Below are 20,030 nucleotides of genomic sequence, written 5' to 3'. Positions count from 1 at the left end.
CGGTAGAGCATGCTCTATTGAAGGGAGTTTTTTCATTACCCCTTTTATGATTGAGATACCAGCTTCTCACCATGTCATTTCATTTTTTACCAATGAAGATGTAGGTACAGAAATTCTACACACTGAAGAACAAAAGGTAGCTATTCACTATGAATCAAAAAGATTATTAGACTTTTGTCGAGGCAGATACTGTGCACATCAATGCTTAAAACAGGTTGGGATGACCTCTCCTATATTGAAAGAAACTTCTGGTGCGCCCAAATGGCCCATCGGGATGACAGGATCCATCAGCCATTCGCAGCACTTGGCTGGAGCAATACTTGCTTCACACCAAATATACCAAACCATAGGTCTTGATATCGAAACCATCGGTAGAGTACAACCCGATCTATGGGATTTGTTTTTTACCTCCGATGAAATCAAACTACTCTCATCGGCCAATAATGCTGAAAGCGAGTTTCTCAGCACTTTGTTTTTTTCTATGAAAGAGACATTCTACAAAATGCAATACCAACTCACCAAGTCATTTATAGATTTTCATGATTGTGAAGTCATCTTATCAGGAAACGAGTATTACATCAAACCTTTGATTCAAATGCCCAAAACAATGAGCAATGGTTCTCACTATAAAATGGATTTCCAGCGCTGGAAAAATGAAGTCATTTGTTACTCGATGATCGAGCATGAAGGTCATCGGCCTGAAATCAATCAGGCATGATGAACCAAAGCACGAGGTAAACGATAATGCCTGGGAATCCAATAGACATGAAGCTGAGAATCACATAGGCCAATCTCACCAAGGTGTAATCCCACCCAAAGTAATCAGCTATCCCTCCTAATACTCCTCCTAATACTCTGTCACTTGATTTTTTCAATATTCTTGTCATGATTTCTACTTTAGTAATTTAAAAAAAATTGTTTAAGCGTCCCATATTTTAACGAGATGTTGGCAATCGGACGAGTCAATCGGACATTGACAGTATTTTCTTGTACTGTCAACATTTCGATTTTCATATCACTGACATTGGAGTCAAAACCAATGATAACGGCTGTCAATACTCCTAAGAGAATCAACAACACGCGCTTGTCAGATAACTTCCATCGTTTCATGGGATCAGGTTTATTTATTTTGAGTTATGACCTACTCTCATTCGTCAAAGCCTGTGCCAAAAAACATAAACAACTATTTATCAAATACTTATATAAAGTATTCAAAATACTAAAAAACAACCTGTTACGATATCGGACACCCAGCAACCTGTATGTGTCCGCTTTTCTACTGTGAGATTTCGGACAGTTCTAGCCATCTCAACTCCTTGGAATCAATCTCATCATTGATCACCAACAATTCGTTGGACCACTCCGTCAATACTGCATGATCGGTTTCTCCAGAATTCATCTTTTCTTCAAACTCTGCCTTCCTCTTATTCAATTTTTCAATATCTGATTCCAAGGTTTCGAACTCCAGCTTTTCCGCATAACTCAATTTGCGTTTTTCTTCTGATTTTACCTTTTCAACACCCCGATCTGATTTTTCGTCAACCTTCTCCTTCTTCTTTTCCTCTAGTTGGAATCTAAAGTCGGTGTAATTGCCAGGAAAGTCCTGAATCTCATCAGTCTCATCTAAAACAAACAAATGATCCACCAATCGATCCATGAAATAACGATCATGCGACACAACCAACAGACAACCTGGGAAGTTGTCCAAATAATCCTCCAATACATTGAGCGTCACAATATCCAAGTCGTTGGTTGGCTCATCGAGAATCAAAAAGTTAGGATTGGTGATCAATACCTTGAGCAGTTGCAACCTCCTCTTTTCTCCTCCACTCAATTTAGACACATGCGAATACTGCGTTTTGGGCGGGAACAAAAATTGATTCAATAGCTGAGAAGCTGTGATGGCATTGCCATCCTCTAGCTCGATAGAATCCGCAATCTCTGAGATGACATCTATCACTTTCTTTCCTGGATCTTCCTCGATTGTATGCTGATGATAGTACCCGAAAACAGTATTCAATCCCTGCTCGATCGTTCCCTCATCAGGTTTGATCTCTCCCGTGAGGACGTTGAGGAAGGTAGATTTTCCTGTCCCGTTTTGCCCCACTACGCCTATCTTCTCTCCTCTGGCAAAAACGTGGGAAAAATTCTTGAAAACAGATTTGTCTCCCCATGCTTTGGATATTTTTTTAAGCTCCAGAATCTTCTTCCCCTGTCGTCTTCCTGACAGCTTGATCTCCATATTCTGTCTGCTCAAGTCCACATTGGCCTTCTTCTCTGTCTCGTAAAAAGCCTCTATCCTTGATTTGGACTTAGTCCCTCGTGCTTTAGGCTGGCGCCTCATCCAGTCCAATTCCTTGGAAAGCAAGTTTTTGGCTTTGTCCTTTTCTGCCAAATTGATACTTTCCTGTTCGGCCTTCTTCTCTAAATAATAAGAATAATTGCCTTTGTATTTGAAGATTTGTCCACGGTCAATCTCAATGATCTCGTTACACACCTTGTCGAGAAAATACCTATCGTGAGTTACCATCAGAATCGACAAATTCTGCGAACTCAAGTAATCCTCCAACCACTCGATGATATTGAGATCCAGGTGGTTGGTGGGTTCATCGAGGATCAAAAATTCTGGATCATCCAAAAGCGCTTTGGCAAGCGCTATACGCTTCTTCTGCCCTCCTGACATGCTACTGATCTTCTGATTCAGATCCGTGATGCCCAGTTTGTCCAAAATTTCTTTGAGTTTGTATTCGTAATCCCAGGCATTTCTACCATCGATTTCAGAGATCAGGTACTCAACTCGTGACTGATCAGCCATGGTAGGTTCTTCCTTTTCGACCAACTCCCAATACTCTCCCAGCAGTTTAGACTCAGGGTGATTGGGATCAAAAATAGAATCCAAGACGGTATCAAAAGCATCCAAATCAGGTGATTGAGCCAAGTAAGATACTTTCAGACCTTTTTGAAAAGAAACCAACCCTTCATCTTGCTTGTCTTTGCCAGAGATGATGTTGAGCAAAGTGGATTTGCCACAGCCATTCACACCGACAAGCGCTACTTTTTGACCTTGGTCGATCCCAAATGTGACCTTTTCAAAAAGCTCTTTGTCGTTGTAACTTTTGGATAATTTTTCTACTGATACTGCTATTGGAGGCATAAATTTCTATTTTATCATACGATTCTCATCATCCCGATGGTGACAAGAATTCAATGGCAAATCTATGGCAAGTTATGATCAGCATCAGCTATAGCTCTGAATTAAACTTGAATAGTTTCAGTCAGAAGCAGCCATGGCGTAGATTACTCTTTCTTTTTGAAAGCAGCCTCGGCAGCCAATTTGATCTCCTCAGCTGCAGATGACAGGTGATTCTTGATTTCCACCCATTTGCTTTCATTCTTCACCTTAAAATCAGCATACTCCTCTTCCAGGTTGTCTCGCTTCTTTTTCAAAACCTTAATCTTGGCTTCTACTTCATCACGAATTTCATCTTTGGCACCTTTGGCCTCTTTGATTAGCTCGTCTATTTTCTTTCCCAGTTCTTTCAGGATTTTTTCAACTTGACCTTGATGTTCAACACTCATACATGTAAATGTTTATAGTTTGACTAAAGATAGAAAGTAACGCACAGTTAATACAACGATGATTCAGTATTCTTGTCTTAGAATACTACTTTTGCAGGCTTAACACATTAAATGAGTCCCAAATTGAAAAATTCAAATTACAATCCCTACATAATCGGTATATGTGGCGGCAGTGGTTCGGGCAAGACCAAACTCCTAACCGATCTACAAGCTTTGTTCTCCTCAGAGCAAATCAGTGTCCTGCTGCTTGACAACTACTATCGACCCTATGAGGAACAGTTCATCGACGAAAATGGAGTGGTGAATTTTGACATACCGGGATCGATTGATCTGTTGGCATTCGCCAAAGATGTGATAAAGCTCAAGCAAGGTGAAACCATCTCAAGGGAAGAATATACCTTCAACAATCCGAATATCACACCCAAGATAATAGTCACCAAGCCAGCTCCTATCATAGTAGTAGAGGGGATTTTTGTGTTCAGCGAAAAGGAAATCAGCCAGCAAATAGATCTAAAAATATTTGTAGATACGCACGATCACCTGATGATGAAGCGACGTATCATCAGAGATGCCATCGAGCGCAACTACGACATGGAAGACGTCATGTATCGATTTGAATACCACGTGATGCCAGCCTACCACCAGTACATCTCCCCCTACAAGTACAGCGCAGACATCGTCGTTCCCAACAATGGCTCAACATTCGAAAATGCACTAAAAGTCATTCAGTCATATCTGGATAGCCGATTGAAAGATGAAGTATAATTTCGTCCGTCAAACCATCACCTGCCAACTTTAGACAACTATATATATCTGGTAGGTATTCTTTATGCAGGGTTCAAACATCAAGCCAACGGAAAAATTAAGGTTGTTGAAATCCCACAAACTCAGAGAACTTTTGTAGAAACTTTAGTGCCAAACAACCTCGGAATCGTCATAAAGGCTGAAAAGTTGTTGGGTTTCAGGAAAATGTTCTTCAGCGAATAAAGGCATATAATAGACGCTGATCGGGCATATGTCAACGTGGGTTCTGGCTGGTTTCAGTGAAACTCGACTGTGATATCTGCCGCTGAGAAGTAGCAGTGCTTTCTACTATCTTTGGTGTGCAGGATTTTTAGACCTTCGGGACGCAGTGCCACTTTGATCCCCCCACTAGGTGTAGTTTGCAACTACACCTAAATGTAGAAAGTAGCATTTTGTCCCTAAGGGATAGCTATGGCGCAAATGCGGATTTACAGAAATTGCCCACTCGCGTTCGTTTACAATGCCCCCAATCCAACCCAAGCCCCAAACATCCATGTTTCAGCCTTTCCCGGTAGTGGGAAACATCGAAACATGCGTGTTTCAGCGTTTCCAGAAGGTCGAAAAGGTCGAAACATGCGTGATTCAGCATTTCCAGAAGGTCGGAAGGGTCAAAACATCCATGTTTCAGTGTTTCTGGCGTGTCGGAAGGGTCGAAACATCTATGCTTCATAAAAAAGCCACAAAATCGTGTATTCAGGGTCTTTTCATGTGTTTCGGCTGTCGTTTCAGTCAGATAGCTGACTTTCTAGAATCAAAACTTCCATTCCCTTTTCAAAAACCACCTCCTTTGAATCTATTCGAATCCATTTATTTAACCTCAGGTCATTAGTCACAAGACAAAAAAGTCGAAGACCATACTTTTCATCTTTGCATACTGCACACAGCTACACCCGTTTCGCAGGTATCCATGACAACACCTGTACCGTGCGGCATGGTGTATAGATACTGAGCTGTGGCCTATCCTCTACCTCTAGCGTGTGATGAATCACCTCTGCATCACAGCGTCCATGCCCCCCAAACTGCTCCGCATCACTGTCCAACACTAGCTCAAAGCTACCCTCTCGGTGTGCAAAAAACTTGTAATCCGCAATAGACTGATCCGTACTAAAATTGAATACAAATATTAGGTTGTTTCGTTCGAAGATGATGATTCGATTGGCCGCATCCATGTTGAGCTGCTGTGCGGGCAGTGAGGAGAGCAACTGATACTCCTTGAGCAAGTGTATCATCGCAGAGTCAAAATCATTCAAGGCCTTGTATTTCAGGTCCGGATTGTCCACCAGCGACCACTGGCGTCTGGCATACTGATAACTCCACCCATTGCCCTCACGAGGAAAGTCAATCCACTCGGGATGACCAAATTCATTGCCGATGAAGGTCAAATAACCTTCACCTCCCAGAGCTGCCGTAAACAAACGCAACATTTTGTGCAGTGCCATTCCCCGATCTATAATCGGATTGGTGTCATCCTTGGACATGTGCCAGTACATCTCCTTGTCCATCAACCAAAAGGCCAAGGTCTTGTCTCCCACCAAGGCTTGGTCATGCGACTCAGCATAGGCGATGGTTTTTTCTTTGTAACGACGATTAATCAATACATTCCACATTTCATGGATGTCCCATTCCTCGTCCGCTTTGTGTTTCAGCGTTTTGATCCAATAGTCAGGAATGCCCATTCCCAATCGGTAATCAAAACCGATCCCTCCCTCTTCTACTTTTCGGCACATGCCAGGCATGCCACTCATGTCTTCAGCGATCGAAATCGCTCCTGGTTTGATCTCATGAATCAAGGTATTGGCCAATTGCAGGAAGCAAATCGCATCCCAATCCACCATGTCCTTAAAGTACTTGTCATAGTGATCAAATGCCACACCCTCACCGTGATGATGGTAAAGCATGGACGTCACCCCATCGAAACGGAATCCATCAAAGTGAAACTCCTCCATCCAATAGCGAACATTGGACAGCAAAAACTGTAGTACTTCGGTACGATTGTAGTCAAACAACTTGGAATCCCAACCTGTATGATAGCCACGACCTCCTTTGTGAAAATACTGATTTTCGGATCCATCAAAATCATTGAGACCTTCGGCGATATTTTTCACCGCATGAGAGTACACCGCATCCATGATCACAGCTATACCCATGCCATGTGCCTTGTCTATCAGATATTTTAAATCTTCGGGAGTCCCAAAACGAGAGGTCGGCGCAAAGAAATTGGATACATGGTAGCCAAACGATCCATAGTAAGGATGCTCTTGCACTGCCATCATTTGCAGGCAGTTATATCCCAAGGCAGCAATCCGCGGTAACACTTCGTCTGCAAATTCGACGTACGTTCCTACTCCTTCCTTCTCCTGCGCCATTCCGACATGACATTCATAGATGAGAGGGTCTGTAATCGTAACAGGATCGAAATTCTTGTCCGTCCATTTGAAAACCTTTTTCGGGTTCCAGATTTGCCCTTTGAAATCATAGGTTTCCGTATCTTGGACGGCTCTTTTGATATAAGCGGGAATTCTGTCGCGCTCATTGAATGCATTCTGAACCTTCACTTTGAGGAGCTCACCATGATGTAGAGGGAACTCAGATTTGTCTGGGATGAAAATACCCCAAATACCTGTTTCATCTTGGGTCAAAGGATGATGCAAAGGATCCCAATGGTTGAAATCTCCAACCAGCGAAAGTCCATCCGCAGCAGGCGCCCACTCTCTATACCACCACCCCTTTTGTTTTTTGTCATAGTTCAATCCAAAATACAAATCGCCCGAAGCAAAATCTCGCAATGAACCATACTGATCCACAATAGCTTGAAGTCGATCCTGAAAATAGTTGTACCGCTGTAGTATATCCGACTCATATGGCTCCAACCATCCATCGTCTGCGACTAATCCAATTTTCTTGTTCATGAGAGGTAGATCTTCCTGTTAATTTCTTCATTCAGACCAAAAGAAATGCCTTTGGTCTTTGCCTATACAAGATATGATTTGACAAGCTTGATTTGAAGTTTCTTAGGAATTATCTTTTCTTCTTTTGATCAGAAGTCATCAATCACGATAAACAAACATCTAATAATTAAGCTCCATTTAAACTTACTTAAATAAGGATTCAAAGTTTCCCTCTTTAAATGCTTATTATATATCTTAGAGAAGCAGCTTTATTGAGAATTAATAAATATTACTGACCTTCCAAAAATAAAGAGAATGGGAGGTTTTCATAATGACACTAAAGCTCATATAACGAGATTCACTTCAATGGATGAGGTTTTATCAAAGTATCTTATAAAATTCAAAAAACTTCGAGTAGACCGCTCTCATGGAATTGCTCCGCACAAGCCCATCCTACTGATTTCGATCATTCAGTCATATCAAGGGGGCCAGATCACCGATAACCGTATTTATATCACACCTGAACTTGTCGCTCTTTTCAAATCCAATTGGAGCGAACTCGTCATCACCAACCATGATTGTCGCATGTCTTATCCGTTTTTCTACATGAAAAGTGAGGGGTTTTGGAGGCTTGTGCCCAGATCGGGGTTTAGTGATCTGAAAAAAATGGGCTCGTTGGTAAAGAGCTTTTCCTCTCTCAATTCAGCGGTGGAATATGCCGAGATTGAACCAGATCTTTATGCCCTGCTCATAGATCATCAGTCGAGCCAGATTCTCTTGCATTTTTTGTTGGATGAGTATTTTCCAGACACAAAAGGAAAAATTTCGGGAGGAACTTCAGGTGCAGATCAACTGCTAACAGATGCGAAGGACAATATCGTCAATGAGCCTCCTGGTGAGTATCGCACGGCAACTAGACGACTGATTGATCAAAAAGCGGACGAAGAGATTTTTCTACGCGGCAGTTTGTTCAAACGCGAAATCCCCCGAATATACGGGAACCGGTGCTGGATTTCAGGAATGAAGATCGATACTGCTTACAATATTTCCATGATTGATGCCTGCCATATCGTCCCTTTCAGCGAAAGCTATGACGATACAGTATCCAATGGCATTGCTCTTTGTCCGAACCTTCACCGGGCTTTTGATAAGGGATTAATTTCCATCAATCCTGATTATGTAGTTTGTGTATCTGATGGTTTTATAGAGGAAGATTCATATTCCATCCGACAGTACAGTGGACATAAGATTGTATTACCCAATCAAGCCAGTTACTGGCCGAGCAGGGAGAATTTGGAGTGGCATGGAGTAAATGTTTTTAAACAATGATTGACAGTTCCAAAATATCAGACATATTAAACAACTCCCCGAGTGTTGAACTTCTCAAGCTTCGAAATAGAGATGCGATTATTATTTTTTTGATTAACACCTTCTCAAACCAGAAAACCACAATATCCTCTGAAGTAATTCATGCTCAACTCGCTGATTACCTAGAATTCAGGCTAATTGAAAACGATGAAGAAAATGAAGTAGAGGTTATTGATACCTATGAAATTAAAGCAAAGAAGTTTATACAGCATTGGACAAACAAGGGGTTTCTTACAAATTATCAAGATGAAAGAGGAGATATCTTTTATGAACTTTCTTCACATTCCAGTAAAACCATTGACTGGCTCACCAGCCTAAAGAAGGAAGAATATGTTGGAACAGAATCTAAATTCAAAAATATCTTTAGTCAGCTTCAAGAACTTGTAGAATTTTCTAGTGATGATGCTGAAAAACGAATTCAATTATTAGAAGACAAAAAGCTAGAAATAGAGCAACAAATTCAGAGAATCAAAATTGGAGATGATGTCAAAGTGTTTGAGGAATTCGAAATCGTGCCTCGCTTCAATCAACTCAATCAATCTGCCAAGGAATTGCTTTCTGACTTCAAGGAAGTTGAAGATAATTTCAAAGAGATTACCAAAGTTATCTATCAAAAACACACAGATGGAAGCCTTACTAAGAGTGATATTCTTGAATTTACCTTCGAAGCACTTGATGAGCTTAAAGAAAGTCAACAGGGAAAAAGTTTTTATGCCTTCTGGTCTTTCCTATTAAATCCTGATTTACAGCACCAATGGGAAATCCTAACAAAAGAGTTGTTCGTAACATTAGAAGAAAAAGGAATTGAAACCAACGATCTTTTTCTGAAGGGAATGAAAAGGCATCTCCATAATTCGGGGCAAAAAGTTTATAAAGCCAATGATAAAATGGCTGAAAAACTAAGCAGAATAATAAGGGAAAGTGAAGCTTCAAAATCAGAAGCTACAAAGAACACAATTCTCGAAATAAAGAAATCCTTAATTGAAATAAGTAAAACAAAACAACGTCCTGACATTTCATTTGAACTTGAGACTGATTTTGACATCAATATCCCTTTCGAGAGAAAAATCACCTTGGAGCAAACGGAGGAACAAGTGTATAATGGCAGGCCAACCTTGGCGTCTGAGGACATAACTCAATCCAGTTATTTAAATAAACTCTTTTTACAATCCTCAATTGACAAGGAGTTACTTCGGAAGCGAGTACTTGAAATACTGAAAGTTAAAAATCAAACAACAATTCAGGAAGTGATAGATCATTCCGGAGGAATAGAAAAAGGGCTTCCCGAACTTTTTGGATACATCAGTATTGCAAAAGAATTCAAGTACACTATCAATTCAAATCGAGTACAGAGCATAAACTTTAATAGTGAACTCAAAAAATCGATCCAAATACCTGAAATCATTATTACCAAATGAGGACACTAGAACAACAAACAAAACCGTATTCCAAGGCAATAGTAAAGTTGCTTAAAGGCATAGTAGAAAGAAACTCACCAGAATGGGAAAACATCGCCAATAATTATCAAGAAGAAATTCAAGATTACCTCGCTCAAATAGGTTTGGAACTAATCGTGAAAAAGGACGAGGGGTTTGCGTTTGTCAGACAACTGGAGGATGAAGATGGCAATACTTTGGGATTAATAGTAAGACGACAGATAGGCTTTGAGACCTCATTAGTTTTAATTGTCCTAAGACAGAGTTTGGAAGAATTTGACAGCAACCCAGCACAATTTCAGGGTGGTGAAAAATTCATTGCTGATTCTGAGATTAAAGATGAAATTGAAATGTTCTTGCCTGAAACCTTTAATCGAGTCAAGTTCATCAAAGAGTTAGACGGCTATATTAAAAGAATTGTTGAACTCGGATACCTGAAAGAAGTGAGCAAAAAGGAAAATGAAACTAGATATCAAATACATCGAATAATCAAAGAGAAAGTAACACTGGATATCCTTCAGGATTTCAAAAATAAATTACAAGATTATGTGGAGTCTGTTTAGCACCAGTTCGGACAAAGCTGGTTATAGACTTCAATACATGGAGGTTTTTAACTGGGGAACATTTTACAATGATCGTGTTTTTAGAATCCAACCCCAAGGAAATAATTCGCTGCTCACAGGTGCAAATGCCTCAGGAAAAAGCACCTTTATAGATGCGCTTCTCACCTTGATGGTTCCTACCAAAAAGGACAGGTTTTATAATCAGTCTTCAGGAGTTGAGAAAAAAGGTGACAGAACTGAAGAAACCTATGTGCTAGGAAACTATGGTAGCATCCAAAGAGAAGGCGAATATTCAACATCCACACAATCTTTAAGAGACAAAGGCACTTATTCGGTCATTTTAGCAAGTTTTTCAAACACAGATCAAAAGAAAATCACCTTATTTCAGGTTAGGTGGTTTTCCAATGGAGAGCTAAAAAGAAATTTTGGAATCGCTCATATTGCACTAGAAATTGAAAACGACTTTAACCAGTTCGATTCAAAAGGGGTATGGAAAAAGCGACTCGATAAAACTTACAATTCAAATAGCAGCAAACGCAAAGTTGAATTCTTAGATGGACCAACATCATATGCTGAAAGAATCTGGAATCTGTTTGGGATGCGATCAGTCAATGCGTTGAGTCTCTTCAATCATATTGTTGGAGTGAAAGTTTTAGAGGACTTGGATGAGTTTATCAGGACAAACATGCTAGAAAAGCTAGATCCAGAAACAGAATTCATTCAACTCAAAGAGAGCTTCCTGACTTTGATGGATGCTAAAACAAACATTGAAAAGGCCAAAGAACAAATTTCTCAACTAACCCCAATTAATCAGATCACTATTGAATTGGAACGTATACAAGTTGAATTAACAAGATTAAACCTTGACAAAGAAGTTGCTGTCTATTGGTTTGCCAAGAAGAATATTGAACTGTCAGAAAAAGAATTACAGACTTGTGAAGAAAAACTCTCCGAGCTGAATGAAGAGCTCAAAGAGCTAAAATTCAAAGAAGACTCTCTTAAACAAGAAGAGAGGTCTATATCTCTTTCTATTGAAAGAGATGAAGTTGGAGGAAAAATTAAGGAATTAGAAAAGGAAATTAAGCAACTCGAAAAGAGTCGTGATTTAAGAAAATCGAAGCTTAATGATTATAACAAACTTGCTCAAAGCCTTGAGTTGAGCATAAACCCAGGAGAAGAAACCTTTCAAACCAATCGAGAGTACTCAAAACAAAAGAGAGCTGATCTTGAAGTAGCAAGATCGGACAAGGATGAAGCCCTTCGACTCACAAAAAACGAGCTTGATCGTATTAAAAGTGAAATAGAGAATAGGGTTGAAACAATTAAATCTCTTCAGAAAAACAAGAATAACATACCAACGAGGGTTTCTGAAATCAGAGATGATATTTTAGAACATGTAGGTGCAACTAAAGAAGAGATTCCCTTTATCGGAGAATTGATCAAGGTCAAAGATGAAGAAACCTCATGGGAATCCTCAATTGAGAAAATCCTTCACAATTTCGCCTTGCGCTTAATTGTTCCCGAAAGGTATTATGCCAAGGTGAACGAGTACGTGAACCAGACCAACCTTCGAGGTAGGATAATTTATCAGAGATATCAGAAATACACCTCTTTGGCAAGCATGAGAAGTGAACTTCCACCTCAAAACTCGCTACTAAATAAGGTTGAATTTAAACCAAAGAACATATACAGTGAGTGGTTAGAAGATGTATTAACCAAAAACTATAACTACTCATGTGTGAAGGATTTGAAGGACTTTGTGCTCTATAATGAGAAAGCAATCACAAAGGAGGGATTGATAAAGTTTGGCAAAGGAAAACATGAGAAAGACGATCGTCCTCATGTCACCAGAAAAGAAAACTATGTGTTAGGGTGGGACAATAAAGAGAAAATAAGTTTACTGAAAAACGAGGCTCGAAAATTACAAGAGGATGAACAGTCTGCCACAAAGAAAGTCCGTTCGATTGAGCAAAACATAAAGGATATAGACAGCAAGAGAGAAGCATTTTCAGAACTCTTTAAGGTATACACGAAGTATGACGACATTGACTGGGAAAACTTTGCTCTAGAAATTCAGGATAAGGAAAGTCAAAAAAGCACTTTGGAGAAGACGAATAATAGAGTAAAAGAGCTTCAGAAGCAATTGACGGAAGTGCAGGATCGATTGACGAATCTGACCAACGTTGAAATTGACAGCAAGAATAGAGAAATATACAATCAGGAAGCCAATATAAAGCTGATTAGAGAAGGTCTTGAAAAAAGTCGCTTTCTCATTGATCCTTTGGGAGAACGTGATACTAAATCATTTGAACTGAAATATCCCAATTTATCTGAGGTAGATTTTCAAGGTATCAAAAGGACAGAGAGCAATTTCCAACAGGAAATATCAAGGGAAGTATCAACCCTTGAGACAGACAGAAGAAAAAATGAAGATGAAGTAAAACTTAAAATCAATGCATTTAAGCAACCTAATGAAGAAATAACAAATAAGTTTAAAGACTGGCGCTCAGATGTTAGCCGTCTTCCAGAATCCATGCATCTGGAATTGATAAGTGAATATCAAGATTTCTTAAAAAGGTTGACAGAGGACAATCTCCCGAAGTTTGAAAAGAAATTCAATGAATATTTACAGGAAACGATAACCAATAAAGTGGGTGATTTTAGGATGTTTTTCGAAAATTGGTCAGACTCCATAAAAGATAACATTCGTTTGTTAAATGAATCTCTTCATGAGATTGATTTCAGGGACAGAGATTTCAAAACCTACATTCAAATTGTTGCTCCCAATAAGATCAACGATGAGGTAAAGGAATTCAGGGATTTACTCAACGCTGCAATACCTAACATAAGAGAGGTTAATGCATCAATTGATGGTCGTAAAAACCACTTTTATAAAAACATCGAACCTTTAATTAAGAAATTGGACAATACCGAATGGCGTTCCAAAGTAATGGAAGTTCGATCCTGGTTTAGCTATAAAGCTGAAGAATTCTATAAAGAAACAGATCAAAAGTTTAAGACATATGAAAACATGGGGCAATTATCAGGAGGTGAAAAAGCACAGCTCACTTATACGATTTTAGGCTCTGCAATAGCTTATCAATTCGGCCTAACTAAAGAAGGTCTTCAAAGCAACTCTTTCCGATTTATAGCCATTGATGAAGCTTTCAAAGCTCAAGATGAAGATAAGGCTAGATATCTGATCACACTCTGTAAGCAACTTCACCTTCAATTATTGGTAGTGACCCCAAGTGACAATATCCACATCGTAGAAAATGACATTTCGTTTGTTCACTTTGTTGAAAGAAAGGAAGAGAAATATTCATGGCTCTATGACATGCCAATAGAGCAATTCCAAGAAGAGAAAGCCAAATTTATTTTACAATGATTACCCCCGAGCAGATTAGGGCCAAATCTCTGAGAAAGTATACTTCCTTTTTACAGACATTGGTTAGAAATGAAACTTTTGACAGGATCGTAATAACTGGAGATAAAAGCTACACCAAATCTTCATTACAAGAATTTGAAAGAGAAATTCGATCAATTTTAAGTCAATCTAAGGATAAGAACGGGTATGGTTACTCCTTAGATTTTCAGAAGGTAAAGACAAAGTACTTAGGCACCCAAGACCTACCAACCGCCATTTATTTCGATACTGAAATAGACTTTTTGAAATACTTAAACAAGGAAAAGGAAGTGAAAGTTTTTGAACAGAACATTCGAAAAATAATCGATGAACTTCCTGAGTTAAAAGAATGGATTATACAATATCCTTCAAAAATTATAGCTAATGAAGATAAGTGGGAAGATTTGATAAAAGTCTGCCAATACTTCCTAAAGAACCCGATCCCAAGACTTTATCTGAGAGAATTACCAATTAAAGTCCACACCAAGTTCATAGAGCAGAATCAAGGAATATTAAAAGAACTCCTCGATCTAATCATCTCGGATAATGTCAACAAAGAAGAAAAGCAATTTGAAAAGAGGTTCAATTTAAAGTACAGTGAACCTCAAGTAAGGTTCAAAATTCTTGATCAGGAAATAAGCAAGAGTTACTTTCAGGGACTCAATGATATTGCGATTCCTGTTGGTCAGTTCGAATCACTAAACTTACCTATAAAGCGCGTTCTGGTTGTTGAAAATAAAACGACGCTCTACACAACCCTGACTCTTCCAAAAATGACAAAGACCATCGCAATTTTTGGAAGTGGATATAGTATCAATAATCTTAAAAATGCGAAGTGGCTCTCAGATATAGAACTACTCTATTGGGGTGATATAGACGCACAGGGATTTGAAATTCTTTCTCAGTTCAGAAGTTATTTTAATCAAACTCGAAGCATTTTGATGGATAGAGAAACATTTGACAAATTCTTTGAATATGATGCCGGGACTGTTTCATATGTAACAGCTGATAGTTTTCTAAACGAACAAGAAAGAGAACTCTATGACTTGTTAAAAACAAACAATTGGCGATTGGAGCAGGAAAAAATCCCTTTGGAATATGTTCGAAGCTTTTTTGATAAGCTTGAGTGAAGGCTGTTTGAACTTGCTCCTGAACATGGTAATCTAAAGGATTGATTATTTATGGCCTCCCATGGTAGTGGGTAGTGATAGATGATTTCCATTATTCAAGGCAATATTCCTAACACAAAGAAACAGACAATCAATAGTAATTACTATAAAACTATCCATAATGGTCTTAAATAAAACCAAGAAAACTTAGGAGAAAAGTGCTAACAATCTTATCAAACCCGCTTAAAAAACGAATCTACAAACTCCACTTTGTTGAAAAGCTGGAGGTCGTCTATGCCTTCGCCTACACCGATGTATTTGACGGGGATTTTGAATTGATCTGAGATACCGATGACTACTCCACCTTTGGCTGTGCCATCGAGTTTGGTGATCGCCAATGCACTGACGTCAGTGGCTTTGGTGAACTCCTGCGCTTGGATGAAGGCATTTTGACCTGTGCTACCATCTAGCACGAGCATGATCTCGTGGGGTGCATCGGGTATAAATTTTTGGATGACTTTCTTGATCTTGGTCAGCTCGTTCATCAGGTTGACCTTGGTATGCAATCTACCTGCTGTATCGATGATCACGATGTCTGCTTGCTCCTCCACAGCCTTTTTTACCGCATCGAATGCTACGGCAGAAGGATCAGTATTCATGCCATGAGACACGACTGGCACCCCTACACGATCTCCCCAAAGTATGAGTTGCTCTACAGCCGCAGCACGGAATGTATCCGCTGCACCCAATATTACAGACTTTCCAGCCTTCTTGAACTGTGCAGACAGCTTGCCGATGGTAGTAGTCTTCCCTACACCATTGACGCCCACGACTAGCATGACATAAGGCTTTTTATCTGTAGGGAGCGTGAAACCCGTCCCGTCTTCTGTGTTGTTTTCTGACAAAAGTGCCGCGATTTCTTCTCTTAGGATCACATTCAGTTGATCTGTGTTGAGGTACTTGTCTTTGGCAACTCTAGCCTCGATTCTATCAATGATTTTGACGGTAGTGTCTACACCCACATCCGAAGTGATGAGCACTTCTTCTAGTTCGTCGAGCACATCTGCATCGACAGTGGATTTACCTACTACTACCTTCCCGAGTTTATGAAAAAAGCTCTCTTTAGATTTTTCCAAGCCCTTGTCTAGGCCTTCTTTCTTTTCCTTAGAAAATATATTGAATAAACTCATAACAGATTAAAATACAGGTGTGGTCAAATGTAAACGGAAAGTTCTAGATAAAGATCAATTCTCCAGAGAGTTAGTTTTCTTTTCTATGTACTACCCATGATCAAGTCCATGAGAGGAGACCTAAAATAAAAAAAGTCTTCTGAACAAACAGAAGACTCCTACACAAAATCTTTCAATCGAATTACTTCGCAGAGAGTACTTCGCTCACTCTGTCCTCAGTAACGATCTCTTCACGAAAAGAATAAGCACCAGTCTTAGTCTTCACCGCTCTAATCACTTTGGCGTATTTTACACCATCCTTTTTCTTTAGGGTTGCAACTACCTTCTTAGCCATGGTTATTTAATTTCTTTGTGAACAGTATATTTCTTCAGGATTGGGTTGAATTTTTTCAATTCCAATCTATCAGGAGTATTCTTCCTGTTTTTTGTAGAGATGTATCTAGATGTACCTGGCTGACCTGTGGCCTTGTGCTCAGTACACTCTAGTATTACTTGTACTCTATTACCTTTCTTAGCCATCTTATTCTAATATTATAGTACCGTGTTTCCTTTGGCTTTGGCCTTTTTCAACACTGCAGCTAGACCATGCTTGTTGATGGTTTTCAATGCAGTAGAAGATACCTTCAAAGTGATCCACTTATCTTCTTCTGGAAGATAAAATCTCTTAGTGAAAAGATTTGGAAGGAACTTTCTCTTCGTTTTATTGTTGGCGTGGGATACGTTGTTCCCTACTCTTGGCCTCTTACCTGTTATTTGACAAACTCTTGACATTATTTCTCGTCTTTAATCGATCCTAGAAAAAAATCGGAGTGCAAATATAGATTCTTTTTTAGAAAAAACATAGCCTTACCACAAAATCTCTAGATTTAATCACACTAATATTCTCTACATCTTCTTTGCACGGTAGCCCTCATTCAAAAGCACCTGCAAAACCTTGTCTCTAAAGTCTCCCTGAATGAGGATTTCTCCATCCTTGGCATTGCCTCCTACTCCACATTTGGTCTTGAGCATTTTGGCGAGTTCCTTGAGATCATCGTGGGTACCTACAAACTGCGTAACGAGTGTTACTTGCTTGCCACCACGGTTTTTTTTATCCAAACTGACTCTGAGGTTTTGCTCGTTTGGCAACAAGGTTTCTTCCTCTTGAGTCCCTTCTTCTGAGTAATCAAAGGAGTCGTCTGTCGAGTAGACGACTCCTATTCTATTCTTAAAATTAGCTTTCTTTGACACCTTTTTCTTTTCTTACATTCAAGGTCCATACGGGTCTTTTGGCGTGGTTGGCCACATCTTCCGCAATAGATCCTAAAATCAAGTGCATGATACCCGTTCTGCCATGAGTCTCCATAGCGATCATGTCTACTTGATTGTCTTCTGCAAAGGAAACAATTCCATCTTCTTCTGAAGTATCATTGTAGATTTCTGTACTGCAATTTTTGAATCCGTAGTCCTTGACAAACTGCTCCATTTGCTTCTTCAACGATTTTGTTGTTTGGAAAGCACTTGGTGTATTGACCTTAACAAAAGACAAATGAGCACCCAAGAATTCCTGAAGAGCCATCAGGTGTCTAATGAATTCACCAGAAACATCTTCGAAGGTAGAAGCTACTGCAATTTTATTGAGTTGTCCCAAATCACACTTTTCCTTGAGGGTGATGACTGGCACTTTGCTTTTTCTGATCACTCTCTCAGCATTAGAACCAATGAGTTCTTCACCGATTCCTTCGGTACCCTCAGTGCCCATCACGAGTATATCACATTTTGTATCTGTGATTTGCTGTGTGATTTCTAAGAATGGATTTCCAATCCTGATTTTTGACTTTACATTGGCGCCAGCACTTTCTGCTTCGCTTACTTTAGCTGCCATTTTTCCCTCTGCCAATTCGATCATCTTTTTCATAAAGATTGATTCCATCGGATCCAAATCTAAGTCCACGATACCCATGGTATTCATAGTGGTACTGGATGGATGGTCTACGATGTGAAGCAAAATAATTTCACTTTGCGCCTTTTTTGACATTTGCAGTGCCAAGTCAAATGCGTATTCCGATACTTTAGAAAAATCAATAGGGACTAATATGGTTTTCATTTCTTGTTTGATTGATGATATGGGATAAAAGTACGCAACAATTGCACAAAAAAAAAGGGCAACCTAAGTCGCCCCTTCTATTCCTCTATGAGGATTCTACTTTTCTTTATCAATTCATTGCCAAGACAATTTTATCTTGAATATGAGATGTGTCTACGCTGGCATCATTGGCTTTTAAGGCTTCCATGCTCTTGATGTAATAAACAACTGCCTCCTTTGGCAAATTGCATTTCACGTAGTAGTCCCCCATGATTTCTAGATTGTAGCTATCTTCTTTGATGTTCAATGATTTGTCTAACCATTGTTTGGCGGATGAAAGGCCAGCATTTTTTCTGATCAAATAATCAGCTTGGACGGCCAACGTCTTCCAATCATCTGGTGCAGCGCTTTGCACTGTTTCGGTTGCTTTTTCTACAGCTTTTTCTTTGGCTCCATTGGCAAAAATGCTAGTACTGATCATTAGAACAGCGGCTAATACTAGGGTAGTTGACTTGATTAGATTTTTCATGATTTTGTGTATTTATGTTTTTGACATCTGACCAATAGGTAGGCTAAAGCTGTGCCAAAATATCAACCATATGAAAATCAATCAGTTACAAAACAAACAAAAACAAACTTCAATCAAAACCGAACAGAAAACTGTCCCAAAATGAACGTTAGCGAACAGCAAACCTTTTAAATTGGTTTTTCGTAAGGAGATACTTTTTTCAGAAAAGCAGGCCTACTCCAAACAAAACTACATATAGCAAAGTACTCATTGCCAGTTGTTTCAGATAGGGGTCGAGTTGGGCTGACTCCTTTTTTTGAGATACCGCTTTGACATTGATTACCAACAAAGGTAGCATCAGCAGCCAAAGGAACTGACTGGGTGATTGGTAGGTCAGGAACACGAAAATCAAAGACAATAATACAGCCACCATCAATAAAGACAAATGATACTTCACGGCCATGACACGACCGATTCTGACTGGAATAGATTTTTTACCTGCTTTCTTATCGGACTCTATATCACGAATGTTGTTGACATTGAGTACTCCTGTGGCTAAAAGGCCACAGGCAGCGGCTGGTAATACATTGATCCAATCAAAAGTCCGTGTATGTAGAAAATAAGATCCCAACACACCAACCAACCCAAAGAATAAAAACACTGATATGTCACCTAATCCCAAGTAACCATATGGATTGTTCCCTGATGTATAGGTGATCGCAGCATAGATAGACAAGAGCCCGATCCCTAGAAAAACCAACACATACAGCAGATGATCTGGAAATGCCACATAAAGTAAGGTCAATCCAGACAACAAAGAAAGCGCAGCAAACAATACCATTGCTTTTTTCATCGCAGCGGCTGAGATAGCTCCAGATTGTACGGCTCGCTGAGGGCCTTCACGCTCTGCACTGTCTGCTCCATGTACAGAGTCTCCATAGTCATTGGCCAGATTGGATAGTACCTGCAGAAAGATTGTCGTCAGCACTGAAAGTCCAAAAATACCCCATGAGAAGTGCTGTTGCCAATAGGCCAAAAATCCTCCCATAATGATGCTAGACAGTGCCAAAGGCAAAGTCCTCAACCTAAATGCTGCCAACCAATCCTTTATCAT

21 protein-coding genes are annotated in these 20,030 nt (G+C 39.5%); 7 read left to right on the top strand and 14 right to left on the bottom strand.

Annotated features, from left to right (window positions below; genetic code table 11):
- Positions 1-46: 46 nt before the first annotated feature.
- Entirely contained in the window at positions 47-718 is a 672-nt protein-coding gene (locus N6H18_RS09005) for a 4'-phosphopantetheinyl transferase family protein (protein ID WP_262311507.1), read from the top strand.
- Here the strand turns inward: N6H18_RS09005 and N6H18_RS09000 are convergent.
- From N6H18_RS09000 to N6H18_RS08985, 4 genes are all read right to left on the bottom strand, one after another.
- Entirely contained in the window at positions 705-887 is a 183-nt protein-coding gene (locus N6H18_RS09000) for a PspC domain-containing protein (RefSeq protein ID WP_262311506.1), read from the bottom strand. The two genes, N6H18_RS09005 and N6H18_RS09000, sit on opposite strands and share 14 nt — an antisense overlap.
- 10 nt (positions 888-897) lie before the next feature.
- Positions 898-1,110 (bottom strand): hypothetical protein, encoded by a 213-nt coding sequence (locus N6H18_RS08995; RefSeq protein ID WP_262311505.1) that lies wholly within the window; start codon positions 1,108-1,110, stop codon positions 898-900.
- A gap of 166 nt (positions 1,111-1,276) precedes the next feature.
- On the bottom strand, positions 1,277-3,154 hold the full coding sequence (locus N6H18_RS08990) for an ABC-F family ATP-binding cassette domain-containing protein (protein ID WP_262311504.1): 1,878 nt from the start codon (positions 3,152-3,154) through the stop codon (positions 1,277-1,279).
- A 143-nt stretch (positions 3,155-3,297) separates the two neighbouring features.
- Positions 3,298-3,579 carry a sll1863 family stress response protein gene (locus N6H18_RS08985; protein ID WP_262311503.1) on the bottom strand — a complete coding sequence of 94 codons (282 nt, stop codon included), beginning with the start codon at positions 3,577-3,579 and terminating at the stop codon, positions 3,298-3,300.
- A gap of 123 nt (positions 3,580-3,702) precedes the next feature.
- Between N6H18_RS08985 and N6H18_RS08980 the strand changes: the two genes are divergently transcribed.
- The gene (locus tag N6H18_RS08980; protein ID WP_262311502.1) at positions 3,703-4,344 is read left to right on the top strand and encodes a uridine kinase family protein; all 642 of its coding nucleotides are present in this window, start codon (positions 3,703-3,705) and stop codon (positions 4,342-4,344) included.
- A 275-nt stretch (positions 4,345-4,619) separates the two neighbouring features.
- On the opposite strand, the gene N6H18_RS08975 is transcribed toward N6H18_RS08980, so the two are convergent.
- Positions 4,620-4,748, bottom strand: coding sequence for a hypothetical protein (locus N6H18_RS08975; RefSeq protein ID WP_262311501.1), 129 nt, complete (start codon positions 4,746-4,748; stop codon positions 4,620-4,622).
- Positions 4,749-5,267: 519 nt separating this feature from the next.
- Entirely contained in the window at positions 5,268-7,292 is a 2,025-nt protein-coding gene (locus tag N6H18_RS08970) for an alpha-amylase family glycosyl hydrolase (RefSeq protein ID WP_262311500.1), read from the bottom strand.
- A gap of 345 nt (positions 7,293-7,637) precedes the next feature.
- Between N6H18_RS08970 and N6H18_RS08965 the strand changes: the two genes are divergently transcribed.
- From N6H18_RS08965 to N6H18_RS08945, 5 genes are read left to right on the top strand one after another with little or no spacing between them, the layout of a single operon-like run.
- Positions 7,638-8,600 (top strand): HNH endonuclease, encoded by a 963-nt coding sequence (locus tag N6H18_RS08965; protein ID WP_262311499.1) that lies wholly within the window; start codon positions 7,638-7,640, stop codon positions 8,598-8,600.
- Positions 8,597-10,057, top strand: coding sequence for a DUF3375 domain-containing protein (locus N6H18_RS08960; RefSeq protein ID WP_262311498.1), 1,461 nt, complete (start codon positions 8,597-8,599; stop codon positions 10,055-10,057). Before N6H18_RS08965 ends, N6H18_RS08960 begins: the two co-directional genes overlap by 4 nt.
- Positions 10,054-10,638: a DUF4194 domain-containing protein gene (locus N6H18_RS08955; protein WP_262311497.1), complete on the top strand. Its 585-nt coding sequence runs from the start codon at positions 10,054-10,056 to the stop codon at positions 10,636-10,638. The genes N6H18_RS08960 and N6H18_RS08955 overlap by 4 nt, the downstream gene beginning before the upstream one ends.
- A gap of 37 nt (positions 10,639-10,675) precedes the next feature.
- Positions 10,676-14,026 carry an ATP-binding protein gene (locus tag N6H18_RS08950; protein ID WP_262311496.1) on the top strand — a complete coding sequence of 1,117 codons (3,351 nt, stop codon included), beginning with the start codon at positions 10,676-10,678 and terminating at the stop codon, positions 14,024-14,026.
- Positions 14,023-15,174, top strand: coding sequence for a Wadjet anti-phage system protein JetD domain-containing protein (locus tag N6H18_RS08945; RefSeq protein ID WP_262311495.1), 1,152 nt, complete (start codon positions 14,023-14,025; stop codon positions 15,172-15,174). Before N6H18_RS08950 ends, N6H18_RS08945 begins: the two co-directional genes overlap by 4 nt.
- Positions 15,175-15,386: 212 nt before the next feature.
- Here the strand turns inward: N6H18_RS08945 and ftsY are convergent, their stop codons facing one another.
- The 8 genes from ftsY to N6H18_RS08905 all read right to left on the bottom strand — a co-directional run bounded on the left by ftsY (position 15,387) and on the right by N6H18_RS08905 (position 20,030).
- Positions 15,387-16,343, bottom strand: coding sequence for a signal recognition particle-docking protein FtsY (gene ftsY, locus N6H18_RS08940; protein ID WP_262311494.1), 957 nt, complete (start codon positions 16,341-16,343; stop codon positions 15,387-15,389).
- Positions 16,344-16,524: 181 nt separating this feature from the next.
- Positions 16,525-16,677: a DUF4295 domain-containing protein gene (locus N6H18_RS08935; protein WP_262311493.1), complete on the bottom strand. Its 153-nt coding sequence runs from the start codon at positions 16,675-16,677 to the stop codon at positions 16,525-16,527.
- 2 nt (positions 16,678-16,679) lie between these two features.
- Positions 16,680-16,862, bottom strand: coding sequence for a 50S ribosomal protein L33 (rpmG, locus tag N6H18_RS08930; RefSeq protein WP_262311492.1), 183 nt, complete (start codon positions 16,860-16,862; stop codon positions 16,680-16,682).
- A 12-nt stretch (positions 16,863-16,874) separates the two neighbouring features.
- Entirely contained in the window at positions 16,875-17,114 is a 240-nt protein-coding gene (gene rpmB / locus N6H18_RS08925; RefSeq protein ID WP_262311491.1) for a 50S ribosomal protein L28, read from the bottom strand.
- Between the two features lie 114 nt (positions 17,115-17,228).
- On the bottom strand, positions 17,229-17,573 hold the full coding sequence (locus N6H18_RS08920) for a translation initiation factor (protein ID WP_262311490.1): 345 nt from the start codon (positions 17,571-17,573) through the stop codon (positions 17,229-17,231).
- Complete coding sequence (locus tag N6H18_RS08915; RefSeq protein WP_262311489.1) at positions 17,557-18,429, bottom strand: universal stress protein; 873 nt, start codon at positions 18,427-18,429, stop codon at positions 17,557-17,559. Before N6H18_RS08915 ends, N6H18_RS08920 begins: the two co-directional genes overlap by 17 nt.
- 109 nt (positions 18,430-18,538) lie before the next feature.
- Positions 18,539-18,937 carry a hypothetical protein gene (locus N6H18_RS08910; protein ID WP_262311488.1) on the bottom strand — a complete coding sequence of 133 codons (399 nt, stop codon included), beginning with the start codon at positions 18,935-18,937 and terminating at the stop codon, positions 18,539-18,541.
- A gap of 199 nt (positions 18,938-19,136) precedes the next feature.
- Positions 19,137-20,030, bottom strand: a complete 894-nt coding sequence (locus N6H18_RS08905; protein WP_262311487.1) for a 1,4-dihydroxy-2-naphthoate polyprenyltransferase — start codon at positions 20,028-20,030, stop codon at positions 19,137-19,139.

This window comes from Reichenbachiella agarivorans (assembly GCF_025502585.1).
Lineage (GTDB): Bacteria > Bacteroidota > Bacteroidia > Cytophagales > Cyclobacteriaceae > Reichenbachiella > Reichenbachiella agarivorans.
The sequence above is the reverse complement of the archived record's forward strand: the minus strand, read 5'-3'. Positions and strand labels throughout refer to the sequence as shown.

Bases quoted from the DNA above. Each gene is read 5' to 3' on its own strand.
- N6H18_RS09005 (WP_262311507.1), top strand. From the start codon at position 47: ATGATTGAGATACCAGCTTCTCACCATGTCATTTCATTTTTTACCAAT.
- N6H18_RS09000 (WP_262311506.1), bottom strand. From the start codon at position 887: ATGACAAGAATATTGAAAAAATCAAGTGACAGAGTATTAGGAGGAGTA.
- N6H18_RS08995 (WP_262311505.1), bottom strand. From the start codon at position 1,110: ATGAAACGATGGAAGTTATCTGACAAGCGCGTGTTGTTGATTCTCTTA.
- N6H18_RS08990 (WP_262311504.1), bottom strand. From the start codon at position 3,154: ATGCCTCCAATAGCAGTATCAGTAGAAAAATTATCCAAAAGTTACAAC.
- N6H18_RS08985 (WP_262311503.1), bottom strand. From the start codon at position 3,579: ATGAGTGTTGAACATCAAGGTCAAGTTGAAAAAATCCTGAAAGAACTG.
- N6H18_RS08970 (WP_262311500.1), bottom strand. From the start codon at position 7,292: ATGAACAAGAAAATTGGATTAGTCGCAGACGATGGATGGTTGGAGCCA.
- N6H18_RS08965 (WP_262311499.1), top strand. From the start codon at position 7,638: ATGGATGAGGTTTTATCAAAGTATCTTATAAAATTCAAAAAACTTCGA.
- N6H18_RS08960 (WP_262311498.1), top strand. From the start codon at position 8,597: ATGATTGACAGTTCCAAAATATCAGACATATTAAACAACTCCCCGAGT.
- N6H18_RS08955 (WP_262311497.1), top strand. From the start codon at position 10,054: ATGAGGACACTAGAACAACAAACAAAACCGTATTCCAAGGCAATAGTA.
- N6H18_RS08950 (WP_262311496.1), top strand. From the start codon at position 10,676: ATGGAGGTTTTTAACTGGGGAACATTTTACAATGATCGTGTTTTTAGA.
- N6H18_RS08945 (WP_262311495.1), top strand. From the start codon at position 14,023: ATGATTACCCCCGAGCAGATTAGGGCCAAATCTCTGAGAAAGTATACT.
- ftsY (WP_262311494.1), bottom strand. From the start codon at position 16,343: ATGAGTTTATTCAATATATTTTCTAAGGAAAAGAAAGAAGGCCTAGAC.
- N6H18_RS08935 (WP_262311493.1), bottom strand. From the start codon at position 16,677: ATGGCTAAGAAGGTAGTTGCAACCCTAAAGAAAAAGGATGGTGTAAAA.
- rpmG (WP_262311492.1), bottom strand. From the start codon at position 16,862: ATGGCTAAGAAAGGTAATAGAGTACAAGTAATACTAGAGTGTACTGAG.
- rpmB (WP_262311491.1), bottom strand. From the start codon at position 17,114: ATGTCAAGAGTTTGTCAAATAACAGGTAAGAGGCCAAGAGTAGGGAAC.
- N6H18_RS08915 (WP_262311489.1), bottom strand. From the start codon at position 18,429: ATGAAAACCATATTAGTCCCTATTGATTTTTCTAAAGTATCGGAATAC.
- N6H18_RS08910 (WP_262311488.1), bottom strand. From the start codon at position 18,937: ATGAAAAATCTAATCAAGTCAACTACCCTAGTATTAGCCGCTGTTCTA.
- N6H18_RS08905 (WP_262311487.1), bottom strand. From the start codon at position 20,030: ATGATAAAGGATTGGTTGGCAGCATTTAGGTTGAGGACTTTGCCTTTG.